Origin of the sequence: Emcibacter sp. (genome assembly GCF_963675455.1) — a bacterium.
Classification (GTDB): Bacteria; Pseudomonadota; Alphaproteobacteria; order Sphingomonadales; family Emcibacteraceae; genus Emcibacter.
This window is the reverse complement of record NZ_OY776217.1, coordinates 275,148-297,642: the sequence shown is the minus strand read 5'-3', so window position 1 is coordinate 297,642 and position 22,495 is coordinate 275,148. Positions and strand designations below refer to the sequence as shown.

General features: G+C 54.9%; 28 protein-coding genes and 1 other RNA gene. 14 read left to right on the top strand and 15 right to left on the bottom strand.

The window, feature by feature from the left end; translation table 11 throughout:
- Positions 1–27: 27 nt before the first annotated feature.
- Together ACORNT_RS01280 and ACORNT_RS01275 are read right to left on the bottom strand one after the other, a co-directional pair.
- Positions 28–453 (bottom strand): DUF3775 domain-containing protein, encoded by a 426-nt coding sequence (locus tag ACORNT_RS01280; RefSeq protein ID WP_321394240.1) that lies wholly within the window; start codon positions 451–453, stop codon positions 28–30.
- Positions 454–515: 62 nt separating this feature from the next.
- Positions 516–1,178: a glutathione S-transferase gene (locus ACORNT_RS01275; RefSeq protein ID WP_321394236.1), complete on the bottom strand. Its 663-nt coding sequence runs from the start codon at positions 1,176–1,178 to the stop codon at positions 516–518.
- 129 nt (positions 1,179–1,307) lie between these two features.
- On the opposite strand from ACORNT_RS01275, the gene ACORNT_RS01270 reads away from it, so the two are divergent.
- The gene (locus ACORNT_RS01270; RefSeq protein ID WP_321394233.1) at positions 1,308–1,646 is read left to right on the top strand and encodes a DUF4870 domain-containing protein; all 339 of its coding nucleotides are present in this window, start codon (positions 1,308–1,310) and stop codon (positions 1,644–1,646) included.
- Positions 1,647–1,704: 58 nt separating this feature from the next.
- Here the strand turns inward: ACORNT_RS01270 and ACORNT_RS01265 are convergent, their stop codons facing one another.
- Complete coding sequence (locus ACORNT_RS01265; RefSeq protein WP_321394230.1) at positions 1,705–2,163, bottom strand: GNAT family N-acetyltransferase; 459 nt, start codon at positions 2,161–2,163, stop codon at positions 1,705–1,707.
- Positions 2,164–2,528: 365 nt separating this feature from the next.
- On the opposite strand from ACORNT_RS01265, the gene ACORNT_RS01260 reads away from it, so the two are divergent.
- Complete coding sequence (locus ACORNT_RS01260; protein WP_321394227.1) at positions 2,529–3,467, top strand: hypothetical protein; 939 nt, start codon at positions 2,529–2,531, stop codon at positions 3,465–3,467.
- On the opposite strand, the gene thiE is transcribed toward ACORNT_RS01260, so the two are convergent.
- The 9 genes from thiE to tkt all read right to left on the bottom strand — a co-directional run bounded on the left by thiE (position 3,446) and on the right by tkt (position 13,025).
- Positions 3,446–4,072 (bottom strand): thiamine phosphate synthase, encoded by a 627-nt coding sequence (gene thiE / locus ACORNT_RS01255; RefSeq protein ID WP_321394225.1) that lies wholly within the window; start codon positions 4,070–4,072, stop codon positions 3,446–3,448. The two genes, ACORNT_RS01260 and thiE, sit on opposite strands and share 22 nt — an antisense overlap.
- An 81-nt stretch (positions 4,073–4,153) precedes the next feature.
- Positions 4,154–5,461, bottom strand: a complete 1,308-nt coding sequence (locus ACORNT_RS01250) for a cation:proton antiporter (RefSeq protein ID WP_321394222.1) — start codon at positions 5,459–5,461, stop codon at positions 4,154–4,156.
- Positions 5,462–5,580: 119 nt separating this feature from the next.
- Positions 5,581–5,931, bottom strand: coding sequence for a hypothetical protein (locus tag ACORNT_RS01245; protein ID WP_321394219.1), 351 nt, complete (start codon positions 5,929–5,931; stop codon positions 5,581–5,583).
- A 6-nt stretch (positions 5,932–5,937) separates the two neighbouring features.
- Positions 5,938–6,243 (bottom strand): helix-turn-helix transcriptional regulator, encoded by a 306-nt coding sequence (locus ACORNT_RS01240; RefSeq protein WP_321394216.1) that lies wholly within the window; start codon positions 6,241–6,243, stop codon positions 5,938–5,940.
- A gap of 11 nt (positions 6,244–6,254) precedes the next feature.
- Entirely contained in the window at positions 6,255–7,658 is a 1,404-nt protein-coding gene (locus ACORNT_RS01235; RefSeq protein WP_321394213.1) for a HEPN domain-containing protein, read from the bottom strand.
- A 129-nt stretch (positions 7,659–7,787) separates the two neighbouring features.
- A complete protein-coding gene (locus ACORNT_RS01230) occupies positions 7,788–8,708 on the bottom strand; it encodes a class I fructose-bisphosphate aldolase (protein ID WP_321394211.1) in 921 nt (306 codons plus the stop codon).
- Positions 8,709–8,804: 96 nt separating this feature from the next.
- Positions 8,805–10,001: a phosphoglycerate kinase gene (locus tag ACORNT_RS01225; protein WP_321394208.1), complete on the bottom strand. Its 1,197-nt coding sequence runs from the start codon at positions 9,999–10,001 to the stop codon at positions 8,805–8,807.
- Between the two features lie 19 nt (positions 10,002–10,020).
- The gene (gene gap / locus ACORNT_RS01220; protein ID WP_321394206.1) at positions 10,021–11,025 is read right to left on the bottom strand and encodes a type I glyceraldehyde-3-phosphate dehydrogenase; all 1,005 of its coding nucleotides are present in this window, start codon (positions 11,023–11,025) and stop codon (positions 10,021–10,023) included.
- 26 nt (positions 11,026–11,051) lie between these two features.
- Entirely contained in the window at positions 11,052–13,025 is a 1,974-nt protein-coding gene (gene tkt, locus ACORNT_RS01215) for a transketolase (RefSeq protein WP_321394204.1), read from the bottom strand.
- Between the two features lie 271 nt (positions 13,026–13,296).
- On the opposite strand from tkt, the gene ACORNT_RS01210 reads away from it, so the two are divergent.
- Both ACORNT_RS01210 and ACORNT_RS01205 read left to right on the top strand, forming a co-directional pair.
- The gene (locus tag ACORNT_RS01210) at positions 13,297–13,626 is read left to right on the top strand and encodes a hypothetical protein (protein ID WP_321394203.1); all 330 of its coding nucleotides are present in this window, start codon (positions 13,297–13,299) and stop codon (positions 13,624–13,626) included.
- Between the two features lie 27 nt (positions 13,627–13,653).
- Entirely contained in the window at positions 13,654–13,956 is a 303-nt protein-coding gene (locus tag ACORNT_RS01205) for a cell division protein ZapA (RefSeq protein WP_321394200.1), read from the top strand.
- Here ACORNT_RS01205 and ACORNT_RS01200 read toward each other — a convergent pair.
- Together ACORNT_RS01200 and ACORNT_RS01195 are read right to left on the bottom strand one after the other, a co-directional pair.
- On the bottom strand, positions 13,953–14,705 hold the full coding sequence (locus ACORNT_RS01200) for an HNH endonuclease (RefSeq protein ID WP_321394199.1): 753 nt from the start codon (positions 14,703–14,705) through the stop codon (positions 13,953–13,955). The genes ACORNT_RS01205 and ACORNT_RS01200 overlap by 4 nt on opposite strands.
- Positions 14,702–15,034, bottom strand: coding sequence for a hypothetical protein (locus ACORNT_RS01195; protein ID WP_321394196.1), 333 nt, complete (start codon positions 15,032–15,034; stop codon positions 14,702–14,704). The genes ACORNT_RS01200 and ACORNT_RS01195 overlap by 4 nt, the downstream gene beginning before the upstream one ends.
- Positions 15,035–15,197: 163 nt before the next feature.
- On the opposite strand from ACORNT_RS01195, the gene ssrS reads away from it, so the two are divergent.
- The 3 genes from ssrS (at position 15,198) to ACORNT_RS01180 (ending at position 16,806) form a co-directional block, all read left to right on the top strand.
- Positions 15,198–15,355, top strand: a non-coding RNA gene (ssrS, locus tag ACORNT_RS01190) — 6S RNA.
- Positions 15,356–15,400: 45 nt separating this feature from the next.
- A complete protein-coding gene (locus ACORNT_RS01185) occupies positions 15,401–15,994 on the top strand; it encodes a 5-formyltetrahydrofolate cyclo-ligase (protein WP_321394193.1) in 594 nt (197 codons plus the stop codon).
- Positions 15,991–16,806 carry a TIGR00282 family metallophosphoesterase gene (locus ACORNT_RS01180; RefSeq protein WP_321394190.1) on the top strand — a complete coding sequence of 272 codons (816 nt, stop codon included), beginning with the start codon at positions 15,991–15,993 and terminating at the stop codon, positions 16,804–16,806. Before ACORNT_RS01185 ends, ACORNT_RS01180 begins: the two co-directional genes overlap by 4 nt.
- Positions 16,807–16,873: 67 nt before the next feature.
- Here ACORNT_RS01180 and ACORNT_RS01175 read toward each other — a convergent pair whose 3' ends face one another.
- The gene (locus tag ACORNT_RS01175) at positions 16,874–17,461 is read right to left on the bottom strand and encodes a PEP-CTERM sorting domain-containing protein (RefSeq protein WP_321394187.1); all 588 of its coding nucleotides are present in this window, start codon (positions 17,459–17,461) and stop codon (positions 16,874–16,876) included.
- Between the two features lie 387 nt (positions 17,462–17,848).
- On the opposite strand from ACORNT_RS01175, the gene ACORNT_RS01170 reads away from it, so the two are divergent.
- From ACORNT_RS01170 to tolR, 7 genes are read left to right on the top strand one after another with little or no spacing between them, the layout of a single operon-like run.
- Positions 17,849–18,598 (top strand): YebC/PmpR family DNA-binding transcriptional regulator, encoded by a 750-nt coding sequence (locus tag ACORNT_RS01170; RefSeq protein WP_321394184.1) that lies wholly within the window; start codon positions 17,849–17,851, stop codon positions 18,596–18,598.
- Positions 18,595–19,182, top strand: coding sequence for a crossover junction endodeoxyribonuclease RuvC (gene ruvC / locus ACORNT_RS01165; protein ID WP_321394181.1), 588 nt, complete (start codon positions 18,595–18,597; stop codon positions 19,180–19,182). Before ACORNT_RS01170 ends, ruvC begins: the two co-directional genes overlap by 4 nt.
- On the top strand, positions 19,179–19,805 hold the full coding sequence (gene ruvA, locus ACORNT_RS01160) for a Holliday junction branch migration protein RuvA (protein ID WP_321394178.1): 627 nt from the start codon (positions 19,179–19,181) through the stop codon (positions 19,803–19,805). Before ruvC ends, ruvA begins: the two co-directional genes overlap by 4 nt.
- Entirely contained in the window at positions 19,802–20,863 is a 1,062-nt protein-coding gene (gene ruvB / locus ACORNT_RS01155) for a Holliday junction branch migration DNA helicase RuvB (RefSeq protein WP_321394175.1), read from the top strand. The genes ruvA and ruvB overlap by 4 nt, the downstream gene beginning before the upstream one ends.
- A complete protein-coding gene (gene ybgC, locus ACORNT_RS01150) occupies positions 20,856–21,314 on the top strand; it encodes a tol-pal system-associated acyl-CoA thioesterase (protein WP_321394173.1) in 459 nt (152 codons plus the stop codon). The genes ruvB and ybgC overlap by 8 nt, the downstream gene beginning before the upstream one ends.
- A gap of 24 nt (positions 21,315–21,338) precedes the next feature.
- Positions 21,339–22,055: a protein TolQ gene (tolQ, locus tag ACORNT_RS01145; RefSeq protein WP_321394171.1), complete on the top strand. Its 717-nt coding sequence runs from the start codon at positions 21,339–21,341 to the stop codon at positions 22,053–22,055.
- A complete protein-coding gene (gene tolR, locus ACORNT_RS01140; RefSeq protein WP_321394169.1) occupies positions 22,055–22,495 on the top strand; it encodes a protein TolR in 441 nt (146 codons plus the stop codon). The genes tolQ and tolR overlap by 1 nt, the downstream gene beginning before the upstream one ends.

Here is a 22,495-nt window from a genome sequence, read left to right as displayed (position 1 = left end):
CCGCCTGAAAAACGGTCGGCTGGACAGTTACTCTTCCTCTTCTAGAAGATCTTCCATCTGCGCCAGGCCTTCTTCCAGATAATCGGGAAGAAGCGGGGCCCGCATGAGGTAATCCGCGGTATGATCATTTGAGGCTTCCGCGGCGGCGGCGACGGCCTGTTCCCATTCATCCTTGCCATAGGTGCCGCGCCCAACCCACATCAGCGCAACCAGTTCGTTGCGCTCTTCCTCATTCATGCGTTTAACGGCGCCGACAAAAGCCTGATAAGTGGTATCCTGGGCATGGTCTTCCATCTTGCCTTCATCGGCAATCTGGGCAATGTCATCGGTAGTCAGAAATTCACTGTCATGGGATTCAGCCAGTTCCGCCTCGATGATGTCGGGAGCGTCCTGCTGGACTTCCCGGGCAAGCGACACAATATAGTTGATGGTATCCACATTCAGCGCTGTCATATACTTTCTCCTGAGCGGCGATCATATCATTTAACTCAGAGTGCGCCAAGTATTCTCGCCATTCATTGACTCAGGTCAGTAGGGGAGTGTAAAGCGGTAAATAGCACCGGTGAATCTCCGCTGTGCCACTGCTCGTATTTTGTCATGACGTTCCTGAACAGGGCGCTTTCCAAATGGAAATTAAGCCAGTCCTTCAGCCCATCGTAGGGACGCTGGTCAAACCAGTCCTTATCCACAAAAGCAAACTGCCGAATGAAGGGGAAAACGGCAATGTCTGCAAGGCCCGGCCGGTCACCGGCAAGGAAGCGTTGTTCAGACAGAATGCTGTTCAGCTTCTCAAGGAAGGTTTCACCCTGTGCCCTGTAACTTGATTGCGGCTCTTCGGGATGGCGGCTGGCATATTTATATTTATCCAGGGACTGCTTGAAAGAGCCGTCATTTTCCGCGACCAGCGTTTCGGCATCGTCAAGCCGGGACAGCCAGTTGTCCGGATCATTCCGGGACAGAGCCCATTTGATGATATCGAAACTTTCCTCCAGGACCGTGCCGTCGGGCAATTGCAGGACCGGGACAGTGGCCTTGGGGGACAGGGCAAGCATTTCCGCCGGCTTATCCCGAAGGACAACCTCTCTGAGTTCGCAGGTGATCCCGGCATGGGCAAGGCCCATGCGGGCACGCATTGCGTAGGGACAACGCCGGAAACTATATAAAACGGGATATGTCATGCCACTGATGTAAACAATGTCACGGGGCCGTGCAAGGGTGAGGATAGTGTTAACTTTTTGTTAACCATGCTGGAAACCGGAGCGGAAAAGGGTTAGACTTTTTTGGGTCACCAATGATAGGGGAATAAAATGAGTGAAAAAACGAGTACGGGAATAGAGGAAAACGTCGCCGGCCTCCTGTGTTATCTGCTTGGCTGGATAAGCGGGCTTATTTTTCTTCTGATCGAGAAGGAAAATGAAACTGTGCGCTTTCATGCCATGCAGTCCATTGTTACCTTCGGCGGACTGAATGTTATTTATATTCTTCTCATGATTTCTGTTATCGGCATCCCCTTGATGCCTTTGGTCGGCCTGGTCGGCCTCATTGCCTGGATCATGCTGATGATCAAGGCGTTTCAGGGGGAGAAGTTCAAGTTCCCGATCTCCGGAGATCTGGCGGAAAAATGGGTCAAGGATGTGAAAATCTGACCTGAGACCGAACTTCTGGAAAAAGTGCAAAGGGGCGAATGTTCCCTTGTGGTCCGGGCTATTTCGCCAGCGGCGGCCTGGTCATCCAGAAATGGGGAATATTGGCGTCGAGAAATTCCTCGCCATAGGCTGTAAAACCCAGCTTTTCATAGAATCCGGTCACCCGTGTCTGGGCGGCCAGGAGGATTTCTTTTATGCCGTGCCGATCGGAAATATCTTCAATGATTTTTTCCATGATTTTCTGACCCAGGCCAAGCCCGCGAAATTCCCTGAGTACAGCAACTCTTTCCACCTTGCCCTTGGTGCCGTCCGGATAGCGGACCCGGGCGGTAGCGGCCGGGCGGCCGTCCACATGAACCAGATACTGGTCGGCCCGGTCATCAAGGCCGTCCATTTCCTCTTCTTCCGAGACATGTTGTTCATCGATGAAGACTTTCCGGCGGATCATGAAACAGTCGTCCAGCCCGGTGCCTGGCTCAAGTTTTGATATTTCTATATGTGGTCTGTTCTCAGTCATGGCCGGCATGCTGCCATATGTTTGTCAATTTGCAAATAAAAAAGGGGCCGCAGCCAGGGGGGAAAAGCTGCGACCCTTGAGTATTTTACAACACTAACTCTAGGGAGGAAAAAAATGTTGTGCCCCCTTTATAGCGACTGGCACATGAACCGTTACTGAACCTGATGGTTCATATTGGGTTAATCCGGTTTCGGACAAATTGTTTGCTGATGGCCGAAAACAGGAAACAAGACAGATAAGTTTTTAGCTATTTTTAAGGGATCGGATATTTTTGTTGGCTACAATTTCTGTTCAACTTGAGGGAAAGAAACTTCCCCCAATACGGGAAACAGGCAGAAGGTCGGACTTTTCCCGCTGGAGCAGAAGTGGCGGACTACCGGATTCGGGATGGTTTCAAAATGTCGCTTGTCGGCACCTTCTTCACTCTTTGGAGTGTGGACGCCACGGCGGCTGCGACCCTGAAAGGCAGTGCCAGTCTTTCCTCTGAGGAAATTCTGATCCGCGGGGATAGCCCTTATCAGGGACAATTCGATCTCAGGGGACAGTGGGGCGACAACCCCCAGGTTACCCTGACACGGTTGGTGATTTCGTTTTATTTCAAGGATAATGATCAATGGCAGGTGAAGGAACGAAGGGGTCGGCCTGAGAAAGACGGGCGGCCCCTCCGGACCGTAACCCGAAGCCTTATCGGGACTGAGGAGCCTGCGCTTGAGCAGCGATATACCCAGGATATCTATACTCTTTATTCAAACCCGATCGAGGTTGCCCGGCTGCAGATCGGGGCGGACAGGTTTTTTGCCGCCACCAGCCGCCGCAAGCATGAAAAGCGGCATGACCGGGGACAAAGCAGAAGCTTTATGGGGCTGAAGCCTGATCCGGAAACGGGCGGCGAACTGGCCTCCTATTCGCTGACCAGCCGGACCCTGGTCGAACAATGGGACGGATTTGCCGACAAATTTTCCATCAGCAGTAAATTCCTCAGCCTGGAGGCCCTGCGTGACCTGTCGGAGGATGGTATCCTGCCCTTTACACTGGACGGGGAAGGGGACTATCTACTGATTGGCGCGACCCTGGACTATGAGGGCTATGCTCATCCCGGTTTCGAGATCGTCGAAGAAGAGGAGGAATTCCCCGTTCATGTTCCCCTTGGTCTTCTCGGACTGGTCGGGGGCGGAGGGGTCGTCATCGGCATTCGTCAGAAGGAACAGAAGAAAAAACGCAACCGGGAAGTCGCCCGCCAGCGGTACGGGGAACGCAGGCAGGCGGAACCTGACCCGGAAGATCAGACTTCCGAGATGATCTGATTAAACTGACGCACGGCTTCGCCCGGGCCTTCAGGATGGTTCCAGACCCCGCCTGAAACGGCAATGAAATCGGCCCCGGCTTCGATAAGCTCCCGGCAGTTGTCCACTGTAATGCCGCCGATGGCGACCGAAGGGATCTCGAACAGTTCGGCCCACCAGGTCAGGATTTCCTTGTCGGCGCTGTGGCTGACGTCCTTGGTTTCGGTCGGAAAAAAGGCGCCGAACGCCACATAGTCGGCACCCGCTTCACCGGCTTCCATGGCCAGATGACGGCTGTTGTGGCAGGTGACGCCGACAATGCTGTCGGGACCGACAATCTCCCGCGCGTCAGCGTAAGGCGTGTCGTCCTGGCCGATATGCACCCCGTCTGCCTTCAGGCGAGCGGCGAGCTTCGGGTGGTCGTTGATCAGGAAGGCCACGTCATGCTTGTGACAGATCGGCATCAGCAGCTTTGCCGCCCGCTCGATATCCACATCTGGAATGCCTTTCAGGCGCAACTGGAAACTTGCCACATCGCCACCGTCCAGCGCATCTTTCAGTTGTTCGGCGAACTGCTCCGGGTCTATCGCGGGAGGTGAGATAAGGTAAAGACGTGTTTCTGCCATTTATTCCATCCTGACTGTTTTATCTATTGATATCCCAATCCGCGTCCCGGTCAAATAAAAAGCGGACCTGGTGTGTGGCTATCATGTTGCCTGGGTGTCGTCGTCGGACGGGGGGCTTTGGTCATTCTTCCCGCCGTGTTTTTTGCGCACGTCGCCGCTGGCGCCGTTTTTTCTCAGCTTTTCGATCTGGTCTTTCAGGCTGGCGAGTTCAAATTGCGGCAGTTTGTCGTTGTGCCGGACCAGATACAGCCACAGCGGCGTGAACAGCAGGCTCAGGGTAATGACCGCCACCACATATTTATAACTGTCATTGTCGATGGTCCCGGCGCCTAGGCCCATGGCCGCCAGGATAAAGGAAAATTCACCGACCTGGGCCAGCACCGCGCCGGTCATATAAGCCTCGCTTTTTGCCATGCCGAGCCAGCGCAGGATCATCACATTGGCCACCGTCTTCAGGCACATGGTCAGGAACAGGACGGCAAAGGCCGCGAGCAGGTGGTCCCACAGAAACTGCAGGTCGATCAGCAGGCCGATGGACAGGAAAAACACCATGATCATGACATCGAAAATGGGCCGGGTGTGCTCCTCCAGCTGATGCCGGTTCATGGTATGGCCGAGCACGATCCCGGCAAGGAAGGCGCCGTAGGCGGCCGACAGTCCGAAGAAACCGGCCACGGCCGAGGCGGTGAAGCAGAAGGCCAGCGCGGTGATCGCCGCCTGTCCCTGCATGGCCTCGCCCTTGATCCGTTCGAACCGGACCCAGAGCCTGAGAAAGGCCCGCGGTTTTTTGGTCAGCACATACATGATGCCGCCCATCACCACCACGGCGATGACCAGCCGGGCCATGCCCCAGTAGTTGAACCCCTCCGCCGTGTGCATGGCGCCGATGATCAGGATCATGGGAATGACCGCCAGGTCCTGGGCGATCAGGATGCCAAGGCTGGAATGACCTATAGTCGTGTCCTTCAGGTTCATATCCTCGAGGATTTTCAGGGCCACGGCGGTGGAGCTGAGGGAGATCGCGAAGCCCATCAGCACCGACCGGTTGAACGGCCAGTCCAGCAGCCAGCCGAGCAGGAACATGATGACCAGCCCGAGGGCAATCTGCGCGGCGCAGGTGATCAGGGCGATGCGGGACACCGATTTGAAATTATTGAGGTCGAGCTCCATCCCGGCGACGAACAGCAGCAGCAGGATGCCGAGTTCGGCCAGCAGCGAAACCTCCTCCCGCCCCGCCACCAGGCCGAGGACCGACGGGCCGAGCACCAGCCCGACGATGATATAGCCGATCATCACCGGCTGCTTGAATTTCCGGAACACCGCGCCACCGACAAAGGCAGCCGCCAGGATGCTGGCGAGGTAGGTCAGGGCGTGATAATGTTCTTCCATCTGCGGCTTTTGATCCTGTGGCTTGTTTCCGTGAGACTATCGAAAAACAGCAGGCAGGAACAGCGGTAATTTGAGGGCAGGGGGGTGTCAGCGAGGATTTCCAAAGGAAAAATGTCTGGCTAATCTCTGATCCAGCCGATACTCAATAGATAGCGACTGCCTCTGATTACTCTCGAGACCTTATGCTCGGAAATGTCAGGACGGAACAGTTTTATTCTGTCTGTTTCAAAAATCGGCTCGTTGCAAATAAACTGTCCCCCGATCCGGGACTTTTTTAGGACAATATTGAGACGATAATGTTCGCCGTTATCTACCCGATCCCGATGTAATGGGATTTCACTGCCCTCGGGGAAACGAAGCAGGTACATGTCAAACTTTACCGGCCAATAGGCCCTGCAGAGCAGCATTTTGTCATAGCCGCTTTTCTGCCTGCCCCGTTGCCAGTGAAAGAGATTTTTGAGCATAGACATGAAGAATTAATCCTGCGGCCAGTCGACCAGATCGTCTAGGGCGACATTGAGGATTTCAGAAAATTTCATGAACAAGGGCAGGGTGCCGGGCTTGCGGCGGTTTTCAATGTCGGACAGATAAACACTACTGATCCCGGCCTGTTCCGCCAGCTCCTTGGCCTTCAGGTCGCGGTGCTTGCGCCAGAGCGCCAGCGGATGCTCCTCGCCCCGGGACAATTTTTCCACCATGTCAAAGGGAATGGTTTCCTCTTCCCCACTGTCCAGCCGGGCAAGGATATCGCGGGCGGCAAAATGGATTGACTGGTTATTCATGGTGTTTCTCTTTAACTAGATGCACATTTTCGGACGAATTCTTCTAATGAATTCTCAAATTCTTTGTGTATCGACTTAATAGTCATGTTGTGATCTTTTTCGGCGATCATAGAAGTCCAATAAAAAGAGCTGATAATAACTTTGCTTGCTAAATCATGTGCAAAGAAAATATTTTCGGCAAGTTTAGTATCAATCGGGCTTTTTCTTCCATGAACAAGTTTGGATCTTAGATCATAAAGTTTGCTGATCTTCTTATCGAGTTTCATCGTGTCATCGAAAAGGTATTCTCTTACAGGAGTTACAAGCCCTAATACACGATTGTTGAATTGAGCAGTTGTTTTATTATCGTCTGTAATTACTATTGCTTCTATTGCATTTACGTATTTTACGATTTTGGCGCTTTCCGAAATTTCACTAACGGCATCACCAAACCACCAGATAGAGTTTAGCAATCTTTGATAAATTAATGCTACTTCCTCTCCTGAGAGAAAAAAGCTTAATAGTTGTCCAGACAAATTGGAAATTCGATCCAGATTTTCGTGGAGGATGTTGGATAGTTTGTCATCTGCACTGATGTATTTCGCCGTGCTGGTGATCATAGCATAGGGCTGATCATTTAGAATCTTAAATTCAGCCATATATGGATTTTCTGTGCCACCACAGAGTTTTATACGCTTTCCTGCATGTGGCTCTAAAATGAGTTTAATCACACTTAATGCATAGATTACGGCTTGTTTTGACATCTGTCTGGATTTTTCGATCTCAACTTGTGGAACAAATACTTTGGCGATCCAAGGAAATTGAGAATAATATTCTAATGCTTTCGTGTGCAATTTGTTATTTTCATCAGTTCTAAATTCATGCTCGTAGTTTTCCAAAAACCTGTCTTTCGTATAGAAAGTAACAGGCCCAAAGTTGAATTCATCTGACACTTTATCATCTGTAATTATGCAAGGATAAAAATGAGTTGTTGGGGCTAGTTCTTTGAGAATGTTATTTCTTGATTTATTGATAATGCTGTCCGCTAGAGATTGATTCATAGTTTTTTTGTGGACGGCCATTTCGAGCAGGAATAAATCCACAACTCTCTTACTCAGTGTTGAAAATGCGATTTTATTTCGAATGGGTGGCTTTGATTTGTATAAAGTTCGATCTACTATGCGGCAAAGTGCTAAGTAACCTTTGCGCTGTATATTCAAATTTCCATGTCGTAAGCTATCAAGTATTTTCTTATCGAGTTCCTTATGACGTTCATAGAAACCGTTTGAGGGTGCTATTTGATATCTAAGAATATCCATTCCCATTGATTTCGCTGTATCAAGTGCAGATTCAGGATCTCTACACTTGTTTGCAAAATCATTGATTCCATCAAGCATGATTTTGAAATCTTCTAAGTTCTCAGAAGCAATGGTCATATTTAAGTGCACCTATGGGTATAGTATTATAAACTTTATAGGTGTATTTAATTGATGGCAACCAACAAAAAAACCGGGCCCGCTTGAAGCGGGCCCGGTTCTGTTTCATTCGGTGGCGGTCAGGAAATGTTAGTCCTGGCCTTTGTAGATGGCAATAATCTTGTTCAGCATGTCGATCGCTTCCTCGCGCGGGCGCTGGAAGGTGTTGCGGCCGATGATGGAACCGTTGCCGCCGCCGTCGCGGATGGCGCGGGCGTCGTCATAGATGCTGTTGGCGCCTTTCTTGGCGCCGCCGGAGAAGACCACGATACGGCGGCCGTTGAAGGAGGAGCGCATCACTTCGGCGACGCGGGCGGCCTGGGTGGAAATGTCGATACCGGCTTCTTTAAAGGCTTTCTCGGCTTCCGGCTGTTCCAGATGGTCGCTCGGCAGTTTCACCTTGATGATATGGGCGCCCAGTTCGGCCGCCAGGTGAGCGGCATAGGCGCCCACGTCCATGGCGGTCTCGCCGGCGGAGGTCAGCTTGCCGCCGCGCGGATAGGACCACAGCACCACGGCGAGGCCGGCAGCCTTGGCTTCCTCGGCGATCTCGCGGAATTCTTCCATCAGCTCGAGGGCGAATTCGGACCCCGGATACATGGTGAACCCAACGGCGGAACAACCCAGGCGCAGCGCATCATTGACGCTGGCGTTGATGGACTGGTCCTTGGTCATGGCCCAGCTGTTGGAGCTGTTGATTTTCAGGATCGTCGGGATCTGGCCGGCGAAGGTGTCGGCGCCTGCTTCCAGCATGCCCAGCGTGGAGGCATAGGCATTGAGGCCGGCGTCGATGGCCAGCTGGTAATGGTAATGGGGATCATAGGCCGGGGCGTTGGGGGCAAAGCTGCGGGCCGGGCCGTGTTCGAAACCCTGGTCAACCGGCAGGATGATCATTTTGCCGGTGCCGCCGAGTTTGCCGTTCATCAGGATGCGGGCCAGGTTGGCTTTGGTGCCCGGATTGTCACTTTCATAATAGGAAAGGATCTGCTTTACCTTGCGTGTCATTCTCATGTCATTTACCTCGTTATCTCTATCTGTGTATTTCTGTATATGATCTTGTTTTAAATATAAATCCCGGACCCTTCAGGCCCGGGACATTAACAAAAGCTATACTTCAAGGACTTTTACTCCCGGCAGCTCCTTGCCTTCCATCCATTCGAGGAAGGCGCCGCCGGCGGTGGAAATATGGGTGAACTTGTCGGCCACGCCCGCATGGTTGAGGGCCGCGACCGTATCGCCGCCACCGGCCACGCTGAGCAGGCTGCCGGACTCGGTCAGTACTGCTGCTGCTTTGGCAAGGGCGACTGTGGCCATGTCAAAGGGCTCGATCTCGAAGGCGCCCATGGGACCGTTCCAGATCAGGGTCTTGCAGCCCTTGAGGGCGCCTGCAAGCTCCGCCACGCTGTCCGGGCCCACATCCAGGATCATGTCGTCGGCGGCAACTTCGGAAAGCGCCACGGTACGGTTGGCCGCATTGGCGGCAAATTCCTTCGCCACCACCACATCGGTCGGCAGGTGGATTTTGCAGCCGGCTGCCTCGGCGCGCTTCAGGATATCCCGGGCGGTGTCGGCCAGGTCATGCTCGCACAGCGACTTGCCCACATCTATCCCTTGCGCCGCAAGGAAAGTATTGGCCATGCCGCCGCCAATAATCAGGTGGTCGACTTTTTCCACCAGATGGGTCAGCACGTCGAGCTTGGTGGAGACCTTGGCGCCGCCGACCACGGCCGCGACCGGGTGTTTCGGGGTGCCGAGGGCATTTTCCAGCGCCACAAGTTCTGCTTCCAGCGCCAGACCGGCGGCACTGGGCAGCAGATGGGCAATGCCTTCGGTGGAGGCATGGGCCCGGTGGCAGCAGGAAAAGGCGTCATTCACATAGGCGTCGCCGTTGGCGGCCAGCGCCCTGGCAAAGTCAGGATCGTTCTTTTCCTCACCGGCATGGAAACGCACATTTTCCAGCAGCAGGACGGAGCCCTGTTCCATGGCGTCAATGACTTCCGCCACTTCGTCGCCGATGCATTCATTGATAAAGGAGACCGGCAGCCGGGTGATGTTGGCCAGCGGCTGGCCCAGAACTTCCAGCGACATGTCCGGGACGACCTGGCCCTTGGGCCGGCCGAAATGGGACAGGACGATAACCCGGGCACCCTTGTCGGCCAGCGCCTTGATGGTCGGTGTCACAGACCGGATGCGGGTGTCGTCGGAAACCTGGCCGTCGCTCATGGGCACGTTCAGGTCGGCGCGAACGAGGACGCGCTTGCCGTCAAGCGCGCCCAGGCTTTCAATGTTTTTAAAAGTCGCCATCAGGCTCCCCCGGTTCAGATTAGAGGGAGGCCATGATTTTGGCGGTGTCGGACATACGGTTGGAGAAGCCCCACTCGTTGTCGTACCAGCTCAGCACCCGGACCAGCGTGCCGTCCATAACCTTGGTCTGGCTTGAATCAAAGCTGGAGCTGTGCGGATCATGATTGAAGTCGATGGAAACTGTTGGCTCATCAATGTAAGCCAGAACACCTTTCAGACGGCCGTTGGCGGCTTCCTGGATGGCGGCGTTGATTTCATCGGCCGAGGTGGATTTCTTGGCGACGAATTTCAGGTCGATCATGGACACGTTGGGTGTCGGGACCCGGATCGCTGAACCGTCCAGCTTGCCGGCCAGTTCCGGCAGCACCAGGCCAACGGCTTTCGCTGCACCGGTGGAGGTCGGGATCATGCTCAGGGCGGCAGCGCGGGCGCGGCGCGGGTCACTGTGCAGGGTGTCAAGCACCGGCTGGTCGCCTGTGTAGGCATGCACGGTGGTCATATAGCCTTTTTCGATACCGACCAGATCGTTCAGCACCTGGGCAACAGGGGCCAGACAGTTGGTGGTGCAGGAGGCGTTGGACACGATGGTGTGGCCGGCTTCCAGCTTGTCGCTGTTGACGCCATATACAGTAGTCAGGTCAACTTCGGTGCCCGGTGCGCTGATCAGCACTTTCTTGGCGCCGGCGTCGAGATGGGCCTTGGCCTTGTCGCGGTGTGTGAAGATGCCTGTGCACTCGTAAACAATGTCAACGCCCAGGTCGCCCCAGGGCAGGTCGGCCGGGTTGCGCTCGGCAGTCACCTTGATGTCGTTGCGGCCCAGGTTGATCACGTCACCGTTGACATTGACGTCGAACGGGAAAGGTCCGTGAACGGAGTCACGTTTCAGCAGATAGGCATTCATATCCACAGGACCAAGATCGTTGATGCCGACGACTTCAATGTCGGTCCGGCCGGATTCGTAAATCGCACGCAGGGCGAGACGGCCGATACGACCAAAACCGTTGATAGCTACACGAGTTGTCATGAGGGTAATCTCCGTTAGTTAGACAATTAAATCTTCTTTTTGACGGCGTTGACAATATTGTCGACCGTCAGCCCGAAATAGGTAAACAGTTGATCAGCCGGGGCAGACGCGCCGAAGCTGTCGATCCCGATGACGACACCGTTGCGGCCGACAAAACGTTCCCAGCCCTGGGTGGAGCCGGCCTCGATGGCGACATTGACGGTGGTATGGCCAAGGACCTCGGCCCGGTAGGCGTCATCCTGCTCGGCAAAACGCTCCCAGCTCGGCAGGGAAACCACGCGGGTCGGAATGCCGAGGGCCTGAAGCTGTTCGCGCGCCTGCATGGCCAGTTCCACTTCGGAACCGGTGGCCATCAGGGTGGCGACGGCTTCGCCGTCGGACTCTTTCATCACATAACCGCCTTTGGCGGACAGGTTCTCGTCCGTATGTTCAAGCCGCAGCTGTTCCAGATTCTGGCGGGTCAGCACCAGCACGCTGGGGCGGTCCGCGTCTTCGAGGGCGGCAAGCCAGCATTCGGCGGTTTCCACCACGTCACAGGGCCGGTAGACGGCCACATTGGGCATGGCCCGCAGGGATGCCACATGTTCGATTGGCTGGTGGGTCGGGCCGTCCTCGCCAAGGCCGATGCTGTCGTGGGTCATGACGTAAACCACACGCTGTTTCATCAGGGCGCTAAGGCGGATGGCCGGACGGCAGTAATCGGTAAAGACCAGGAAGGTGCCGCCGTAGGGCATATATTCGCCGTGCAGGGCCAGGCCGTTCATGGCCGCGGCCATGCCGAATTCCCGCACGCCGTAATACATGTAACGGCCGGAGAAATCGTCAGGCGTCACCGGGTGCATGTCGGGAGTCTTGGTATTGTTGGAGCCGGTCAGGTCGGCGGAGCCGCCGATGGTTTCCTGCATGATCGGGTTGATCACGCCCAGCGCCATTTCAGAGGCCTTGCGGGTTGCCACTTTCTTCGGTTCTGCCGCCAGCTGCTTTTTATAGGCGTTGATGGCGTCTTTCAGGCCGGCCGGAAGCTCTTTGTTCAGGCGGCGTTCGAAATCGGCGCGGACATCTGCATCAAGTGCATCCCAGGCGGCTTTCCAGTCGGCGGCAGCCTGTGCGTTGCGCTGTCCGGCATTGCGCCAGGCGCTCATGATATTGTCCGGCACTTCGAACGGGGCATAGGGCCAGCTCAGGAAATCCCGGGCGGCGGCAATTTCGTCAGCGCCCAGCGGTGCGCCGTGGGTGGCCGAGGTGCCCTGCTTGTTGGGGGCGCCGTAGCCGATGGTGGTGCGGCAGGCAATCAGTGACGGTTTGCCGGCCTGCTTTGCTTCCTCGATGGCGGCGGAAATCTCGTCCGGGTCATGGCCGTCGATGGCAACCGTGTGCCAGCCGTGGGCCTGGAAGCGGGCGATCTGGTCGTCGCTGGTGGTGATGTTGGTATTGCCGTCGATGCTGATGCTGTTGTCATCCCACAACACGATCAGTTTGGAGAGGTTCAGGTGCCCGGCCATGGAAATGGCCTCGTGGCTCACGCCCTCCATCAGGCAGCCGTCGCCGGCCAGCACATAGGTATAATGATCGATGATGTCACCGCAGCGGGCGTTGCTCAGCCGTTCGGCCAGCGCCATGCCGACAGAGGTGGCCAGACCCTGGCCCAGCGGACCGGTGGTCATTTCCACGCCCGGCAGTTCGGAAAATTCCGGATGGCCGGCACAGGGGCTGTGCAGCTGGCGGAAATTCTTGATTTCCTCCAGGGTCGGGTTTTCATAACCGGTGAGGTACAGCAGCGAATAGAGCAGCATGGAGCCATGGCCCGCAGACAGCACAAAACGGTCCCGGTTCGGCCAGTCCGGCCATTTGGGATCATATTTCAGATATTTTGTGAAAAGAACCGTGGCCACGTCTGCCATGCCCATGGGCATGCCGGGGTGACCTGAATTTGCCGCCTGTACGGCGTCCATGCTGAGGGCACGGATCGTGTTGGCCATATCGCCATGTGATGCAGTCATATTTCTCTTGCCGGTCTACTGTGTAATTAATGAAGTTAAGCACTCTGTCTTCAGTCGCGGGCACAATGGACAAAACCGGCTCGCCCGTCAACATTCTTCTGCCCCCTGATGGAGATTCTTATCGTTAATTTTACATTTTTTGATGATTTTTTGGCATTTTTAACGAAAAATTGCCCCGAAAATCGTTTTAAGTGGATTTTCGCCTGCAAATGAGTCTAGGCTTGGAAATATAAAATACACGGTCCCCGGACCGTAAAAAGGGGTTGAAAGAATGCCGTTCAAGGAAGATACATCAAACGCGGAAAAGCTGAGGGTCGAGCTTGACGAAGCCCTCATGAGACTGGAGCGCGCGGCCCTTGATATCAGAGCCCGCAGCAAGCGGGAAAGCGGCGAGGCCGGCGGTGAAGCGGAAGACCGGATGAGCCGTCTGGAATCGGAAAACAAACAGCTCAGGCAGGCTGTCGAGAAACTGAAACAGCAGTATGAGATTCTGGAAATGGAAAACCAGGAACTTCAGGAGCGGGCCGAATCGGCGGACCGGGAACTGGACATCACCCTGCGGCAGCTTGACAGCCTGATTGAAGAAGAAACAATCCACTAGACGACGTCTGGTTAGCAGGAGCAGGACATGGCCGAAACCATCGTCACCTTTAACAACAAACAGTATCATCTGGCCTGCCGCAACGGCGAGGAAGAGCGCCTGCGTAATCTGGCTGCCTTTGTCGACGCCAAGGCCGACCAGCTCAAATCCCAGATGGGCGCCATCACCGACAGCCGCCTGATGCTGATGACCGCCATCCTTCTGGCCGACGAGCTCGATGATGTGAAACACGGTTCGCTGGAACTGGACAGCCCGGCAGTGTTTGAAAAGACCCTCGAACAGGCGGTGAAAAAGGTCGAAACCCTCGCCCGGACCCTCGAGGGGGTTTAGTTCAGGGCGTTAGCTTTTTCATATACGTTTGTTCGGTGAAATTCCAAAAATTCTTGGTCCGGTAGGAAGCGGCGGGGTAACAGAATAGGCTGATTTTCGTATTCTTTAAAAAATTGATGGCTCAGTTTTCTCGAGACAATAACTTCATATTTTTCGCCCAGCGTGATCAACCCCTTGTCGAAGGCCTTGTCGTGGAGAGCGTTCAGACAAAGACCATTCATGGGGTTTAATCTGTTCTGATTGTCTTTTGACCAAGGAACAATGTGGCTGGCAACTAAAAGCTCAGTGTTTTTGATTCCAGTGATACAGCATCGCTCATCATAGGATGATAAAATCATCCTTCGGAAAATATTCTGATTTGCTCTCACTGCAACAGTTCTCTCCACGTCTGTGCCATACTGAAATTCAGGGGCTGGAGATTCGCCAAATCCCTGAGAGGGAAGCTCTATAGCATCAGCTCTTGCGACACTTTGGAGGATCATTTCATCCCAATTATGGAAGAATTCATTCCAGACTTCGCGGTCCAGCTTGCTGGTGTTTTTTGCGCCCTCTCTATCAAGGGAGGGGTCAATGCTTGCGAAGTTTGCCAATTTATAACTTATGGAACCCGGGGTTCGTCCAAGTTTTTCCGCCAGTTTCTTGATCTCATTATTGCCTGTGTGAATTTGCCCAAATGGTATCTGGCAATATAAGTTGATGGCTAGGATCAGTTCCTCTCTGGTCCACGGCCGACCTCTACTATTACTCAAAGCATCCCCTTCTTCTTATACACACTGTCTTCGTTCCAGTTATTTTTTGAGACACTCGCAAAGTGATTTAAGAAAATGTCGGCTTGAGTGTTAACTGTCGGTTTTTCTTCTGTTGGCGTAACGGCGGAAATCTCATGCCAAATGTGATCATCATATGTTAGGGGAGTATCCTGTAAATCCGGGAGCCCGACTTCGGAGGGAATGAAAAACTGTCCCTCATGTAAAAAAGGTTCGAGTTGATCCAGTTCCACAATTCCAGTCATAATAACATCATGGAAGTTTTTATAGTTTGCTGCATCCCTATACAGGTAACTGAATTTGGTATTCATTCTCACCTCCTGAGCCTTAAATTAAAGCTAAAAGTGGATTTTATAGGATAGTGATTCAACTGTCCATAAATGAAGCTTCGAGAAATAGGGTTCGTTTTAAGTTTTCTTCTTCAATTTCCCCCATTGCCCTTTTGACTGTTCATGCCTACATATAAGGACGGCGCGGGTACTGCCCTGTGCGTGATTTTCTTTATTCCCTGGGGCTATAATTTCCATCCGGGGAGCTGTCCCTGTGGAGACCGTGGTCTCTTTATACGGCGCCCACCTGTAAACCAGGTTCCGGAGGATTAATCATAAAATCACGGCAGCGACGGTCCCGCGCTCCCTAATTTGTAACCCGAGACAACCCGGATCTGTAACACCCCCATGACCACAAAGAAAAAACTGCGTACCGAACTTGCCGCCCAGCGGCTCGAGCTCAAGGATGAAATCGGGGAAATGGCCGCCCGCCAGGTCGCCTCGCAACTGATCCTGCTGCCGGAACTGGAAGAAGCCGACATTGTCGCCGGCTATCATACGCTGGGCAGCGAACTGGACTGCCTGACCGTGCTGAAGGCGCTGCATGCGGCCCATTTCCGTATTGCCCTGCCGGTGATCGTGGCCAGGGATCATGCGCTCAAGTTCCGGGAATGGGATATGGTTCATCCGCTGGAGGACGGCGGGCACGGCACCAGACAACCCGACGAGAAATGTCACGAGGTCATGCCCGATGTGATGCTGGTGCCGCTGCTGGCCTTTGACGGGGCCGGGCACCGGCTCGGCTACGGCGGCGGCTTTTACGACCGCACCCTGCATGCCTACCGGAGCCGCAACGAGGATCTGCTGACCATCGGCCTTGCCTTCGAGGGCCAGAGGCGGGATGATGTCTTTGCCGATGTGCATGACCAGCCGCTGGACATGATCATCACGGAAGAAAATATATACAGGTTCCAGGACGAAAGAACGAAAGGCAGTTTGTGAAATTTTTATATCTGGGTGATATTGTGGGCCGGTCCGGCCGTAGTCTGGTACTGGAAAAACTGCCGGAGCTTCGCGAAAAACTGAAACTGGACATGGTGGTGGTCAACGGGGAGAATGCCGCTTCCGGTTTTGGTATCACCCGGAAAATCTGCGACCAGCTGCTGGAAGGCGGCGTTGACGCCATCACCACCGGCAACCATGTCTGGGACCAGAAGGAAACCGCCCAGTTCATCAGTCAGGAAAAACGCCTGATCCGGCCGATCAATTTCCCCAAGGGCACGCCCGGCCTCGGCGCCGGACTTTATGAGCTTTCCCGCGGGCGCACGGCCCTGATCATCAATGCCATGGGCCGTATCTTCATGGATCCGCTGGACGATCCCTTTGCCGCTGTCGAGGCGGAGCTCGCCAAACACCGGCTCGGCCATACCGTCAATTTCATTCTTGTCGACATTCATTGCGAGGCGACCTCGGAAAAAATGGCCATGGGTCATTTCTGCGACGGCCGTGTGTCCTTTGTGGTCGGCTCGCACAGCCATGTGCCGACCGCCGATGCCCAGATCCTCGACGGCGGCACCGCCTACCAGACCGATGCCGGCATGTGCGGCGACTATAATTCGGTGATCGGCATGGACAAGGAAGAACCATTGCAGCGCTTTACCCGCAAGATCGCCAGTGGCCGTTTCAGCCCGGCCATGGGCGAAGGGACCGTCTGCGGGGTGTTTGTCGAAACCGACGACCGCACCGGTCTTGCCAAACGGATCGAGCCCGTGAGGCTCGGCGCCCGCCTGAAAGAAACCCTTCCCGAGCTGTAGGCATAAAAAAAGGCGGCCCCCGGAAGTAACATCCAGAGGCCGCCTTCTTTAAAGATATTTATTCGATTTAGCCGCGGCGGCGACGGGCGAGGCCGAAACCGGCGAGGCCAAAGCCAAGCAGGCCGAGGGCGGCGGGTTCGGGAACGTCGGCTGTGACAAAGTCGTCGTCATAGGTGATATAGAGGCTCCAGCCGAGCAGGTCATTGAATTCGCTAAAGGGCTCGTAGGTATCAAGGAAGCTCAGGCTCCAGAGGCCGTTGGCGTTCATGCCATCGAAGGCGCTCAGATTTTGTAAAGGTCTGAAAGTACCGTCAACGGTGCCTGTCTCAGGCAGGATGTTGTTGGATTCATCATCCATAAGGGCATCATAATAGGAGTCACTCACATCTTCCTCTGTCGCCGGGATCAACAGGACGGACGTGCCGTTATGGTTAAGCCACACGCTGATGTCATCGGCATAGTCAGGCGTAACCTGAAAGGAGACGTTTACGTCCAGGATGGTGCCGCTGTCGGCAACATTGCCATTGGCGAAAGTTTCAAAATCAGTGTCGATGTCCTGCAGGCCGGCAAAGTTATACTGTACGGTGACGGCATAGGCGGAAGAGGCAAAAAGCACCGCCGCAAGCGTTGTTAGAATAATACCCAGTTTTTTCATTTTAATTTTCCTCAGATTATTTAAATTATGGGAAACCCAAAGCAAATGGTGTGCCAATCTTATAACCAATTGAAAAATAATGATTTTACTTAATTTAGATCCTTTAAATGTTCTAATTTTGTAAAAAATTCTGACAGTTTTACGGGTTAACTTTACGGTTCTGAAAAACTTTTGATTGTCATGCGATTTTATCGCAGTCCGGTCGGGGAGAGGTCCGGACATCACTTTGTATCGACATTCCCGGGATTTCTGAAATTCCTGTTCACAAAACCGACTCGGTGAAGTACAAGGGGGAAACCCTGTTTTCCGGCGGCCGGTTTCATGCCCGAGGGCCCGCCAGTATGAAAACTGAAAGAAGACCAGAAGACGTAAGAAAGAAGTAGATCCATGGCAGGACATTCCAAGTTCAAAAACATCATGTACCGGAAGGGTGCGCAGGACAAAAAACGGTCCTCCCTGTTCAGTAAACTCTCGAAAGAGATCACCGTTGCCGCCAAAATGGGCGGTGTGGATATCGACGCCAACCCGCGGCTGCGGCTGGCGGTTAAAAGCGCCCAGTCCAACAGTATGCCCAAGGATAATATCCAGCGCGCCATCAACAAATCCCAGGGCGGCGAAGGCGACAATTACGAGGAAGTGCGTTATGAGGGCTATGGCCCCGGCGGCACCGCTATCATTGTCGAGGCCCTGACTGACAACCGTAACCGGGCGGCCAGCGAAATCCGCACGGCCTTTGCCAAAAATGGCGGAAATCTTGGTGAAAGCGGCAGTGTGTCCTTTATGTTCGACAAGGTTGGCGAGATTGTTTTTGATGCCTCTGTCATGGACGCGGACGCCATGTTCGAGGCGGCCCTCGAGGCCGGCGCCGAGGATGTGAACTCTGACGATGAAACCCACGAGATCTATTGCGCCATGGAAGACCTGCATACGGTCACTACGGCGCTTGAGGAGTCTGTGGGCAGCGAGCCGAAATCCTCCCGCCTGATCTGGAAACCGCAAAATACTGTCGGCGTCAGCGAGGAAGATGCAGAGAAGCTGATGAAAATGCTGGATGTGATGGACGATCTGGATGACGTTCAGAATGTTTACGGCAACTATGAAATTTCCGATGAAATTCTGGAGAAGCTGAACGGGTGACAAAAAGGCAACGTCTGATCGGGCTTGATCCCGGATTGCGCAAGACCGGCTGGGGCATCATCGATGTGGAGGGCAGTCGCCTGATCCATGTGGCCAACGGTATTGTGCATTCAGACGCCTCCTGCTCGCTCGCCGAACGGCTGGTACAGCTCTATGACGGCCTGACGTCAGTGATCGCCGACTGGGAACCCCATTCCGCCGCGGTCGAGGAAACCTTCGTCAACAAGAACCCGACATCGACCCTGAAACTGGGCCAGGCCCGGGGTGTGGTGCTTCTGGTGCCGGCCATGTCCGGCATTCCGGTGGCTGAATATACGCCCAACCATATCAAGAAATCCGTGGTCGGATCGGGCCATGCCGCCAAGCAGCAGGTTATGGCCATGCTCGGCGTGCTGCTGCCGGGGGTCGAAATCAATGGCGAGGATGCGGGCGACGCCCTGTCCGTGGCGATCTGCCATGCCCATAACGGCGGCGGGCACAGCTCCCTTCATTCAACCATGAGTAAAAGGAAAAACCCGCTGGAGGAAGCCATGGCCGCGCCTCCCGGCGCGCAGATTATCATACCGGGGAGACGGCAGAGGTGATAGCCAAACTAAGGGGAATACTGGACAGTACGGGGGAAGACTGGTGTGTGATTGATGTGAACGGGGTCGGCTATCTGGTGTTCTGTTCCGGACGCACCCTCAATCACCTGTCAAGCATGGGTGAAAATGTTTCCCTGCTGATCGACACCCATGTGCGCGAGGATCATATTCATCTGTTCGGCTTTGTCAGCGAACTGGAACGGGACTGGTTCCGGCTTCTGCAGACGGTGCAGGGCGTGGGCGCCAAGGTGGCGCTGGCGATCCTGTCGGTGGCCGGACCCGATGAACTGACCCAGTCCATTGCCGCCCAGGACAAGACCACGGTGTCCCGGGCCAGCGGCGTCGGCCCCAAGGTGGCGACCCGCATTGTCAATGAACTGAAGGACAAGGTGGCGAAATTTGCCATGACGCCGGTGCAGGCCGGCCTGAAGGGGGATGGCGCCGCTCCTGTCGCCGTCACCGAGGGCGTGGGCGACATACAGGATGCGGTCTCGGCGCTGGTGCATCTGGGCTATAAACAGGCGGATGCCTGGGTGGCGGTCAACACGGTGGCCCGTGAGCTTGGCGAGGACGCCGATGTAAAAAAACTGATCCGCCTCGGTCTTAAGGAGTTGAGTCAATGAGCGAAGGTGAAGACAGACTTGTCAGCGGCGGGGCCCGCACGGAGGACGAGTTTGACAGCACCATCCGGCCGACCCGGTTGGCGGAATTTATCGGCCAGCGCAAGGCCTGTGACAATCTGGAAATTTTTATTCAGGCGGCCCGCACCCGGGGCGACGCGCTGGATCATGTACTCTTTTACGGCCCGCCGGGGCTTGGCAAGACCACGCTCGCCCAGATCATGGCGCGGGAACTCGGGGTTAATTTCCGGGCCACCTCCGGGCCGGTGATTTCCAAGGCCGGGGATCTGGCGGCGCTGCTGACCAATCTGGAAGAAAACGATATTCTCTTTATTGATGAAATCCACCGGCTTAATCCGGCGGTGGAAGAAATCCTCTATCCGGCGATGGAGGATTATCATCTCGACCTGATCATCGGCGAGGGACCTGCCGCCCGCTCCGTACGCATTGACCTGCCGCCCTTTACGCTGGTGGGGGCGACGACCCGGTCCGGGCTTCTGACTACGCCATTGCGCGATCGTTTCGGTATCCCGACAAGGCTGGAATTTTACGGACCCGAGGATCTGGAAAAGATCGTCAGCCGGGCCGCCCGGGTGCTGGGGGTGGAAATGACAACCAAAGGGGCGCTCGAGGTGGCGAAAAGGGCCCGCGGCACGCCGCGTATTGCCGGACGGCTGCTGCGCCGGGTCCGGGATTTCGCCCTGGTTGCCGGCAGTGGCGTGGTTGACGAAAAAATTGCCGACAAGGCGCTGAACCGGATGGAAGTGGATGCGGCCGGTCTGGACGCCATGGACCATCGGTACCTCAACTGCATCGGGGTCAATTACGGCGGCGGTCCTGTGGGCATCGAAACCCTGGCCGCGGCCCTGTCCGAACCCCGGGACGCCATCGAGGAGATCATCGAACCCTACCTGATTCAGACGGGTTTTGTACAACGAACGCCGCGCGGACGCATGCTGGCGCCGGCCGGATTTGCCCATATCGGCCTGGATCTGCCGAAAGCCAATCCCGCCGCCCAGTTCGATTTTGACGACATTGACAAAGAAAGTGACGATGACTGAATTTTCGCCACATTTTGAAAATAGTCTGGCGGGTGTCCTGGAAGACGGCATCCATATCCTGCCGGTCCGGGTCTATTACGAGGATACCGATGCGGGAGGGATCGTCTATTACGCCAATTACCTCAAATATCTGGAACGGGGACGGTCTGATATGCTCAGGCTCCTCGGTGTGGACCAGATGGGCATGCTGGCCTTCGAACAGGATGATGACGTTCAGTTCGTGGTCCGCCGGGCGGAAGTGGATTACATCAGCCCGGCCCGTCTTGACGAGGTACTGCTGGTGAAGACCGGGATCGAGAAATTCGGTGGAGCAAGCCTGATTATGGCGCAGAAAATCTACCGGGGCGATGTGCTTCTGGTTTCTGCCGTGATCAAGGCAGGCATATTGGGGCAGACGGGCAGGCCGGTAAGAATGCCTGAGAAAATAAAGTGTTTAATGGAAAATATTTAGTTTATTCCGGGGTTAAGGATCATTATGGAACAAAATGCAGTGGAAGCAGTAGAACTGGGCGGAAATATTCCCGACTTTTCCTTGTGGAGCATGTTTGCCCAGGCGGACTGGATCGTGCAGCTGGTCATGATCGTTCTGCTTTTATCTTCTGTCTGGTGCTGGGCCATTATCGTCGACAAGGTGCGCCGCATTCGCCGGATCAGCAGCCAGGCCGACCAGTTTGACGCGGACTTCTGGTCCGGAAATTCGCTGGAAGAGCTTTACGAGCGGGTCCGCCGTAATCCGGATCATCCCATGGCCGCATTGTTCGTCGCGGCGATGAAGGAATGGCAACGTTCTGTTTCCGGCACCGGCAAGATCGCCATGGGGGTGCAGGATCGCCTGTACCGGGTCATGCGGGTCACCGTCAGTCGGGAGATGGAAGGTCTGGAAAGCTACCTGAGTTTTCTTGCCACGGTCGGCGCCACGGCCCCTTTCGTCGGCCTGTTCGGCACGGTCTGGGGGATTATGAACAGCTTCCAGTCCATCGCCATCACCCATAATTCCTCCCTTGCTGTGGTCGCGCCCGGCATTGCCGAGGCCCTGTTTGCCACGGCCATGGGGCTTGTTGCCGCCATCCCTGCGGTGGTCGGTTACAATAAAATTTCCAATGACCTGGGACGTTACGCCAACCGGCTCGACAGCTTTGCCGATGAATTCGGCACCATCCTGTCCCGTCAGATTGACGAGGAACAGCACTGATGGCCGGGCCGATTAACCAGCCACAGCACCATCGCAGCGGCTTTCGTCGCCGCCACAAGGCGATGAGCGAGATCAACGTTACGCCCTTTGTGGATGTGATGCTGGTGCTTCTGGTGGTGTTCATGGTGGCCGCACCCCTGCTGACGGTGGGCGTGCCCATTGATCTGCCCAATAGCCAAGCCAAACCATTGCCTGAAAATACCAAACCACTGTCCATCACCATCGACAAGGCCGGAAAAATATATCTGCAGGACGAGGAAATCCGGCTGTCCGAGCTGGTGCCGCGTCTCAAGGTGATTTTCGAGAACCGCAAGGATGACCGTATCTACGTACATGGCGATCAGGCGGTGGATTACGGCTCGGTGATGAAGGTGATGGGGGTGATGAATGCGGCCGGCTATTCCAGGGTTGCCCTGGTGACCGATACGGCCAACCAGTAA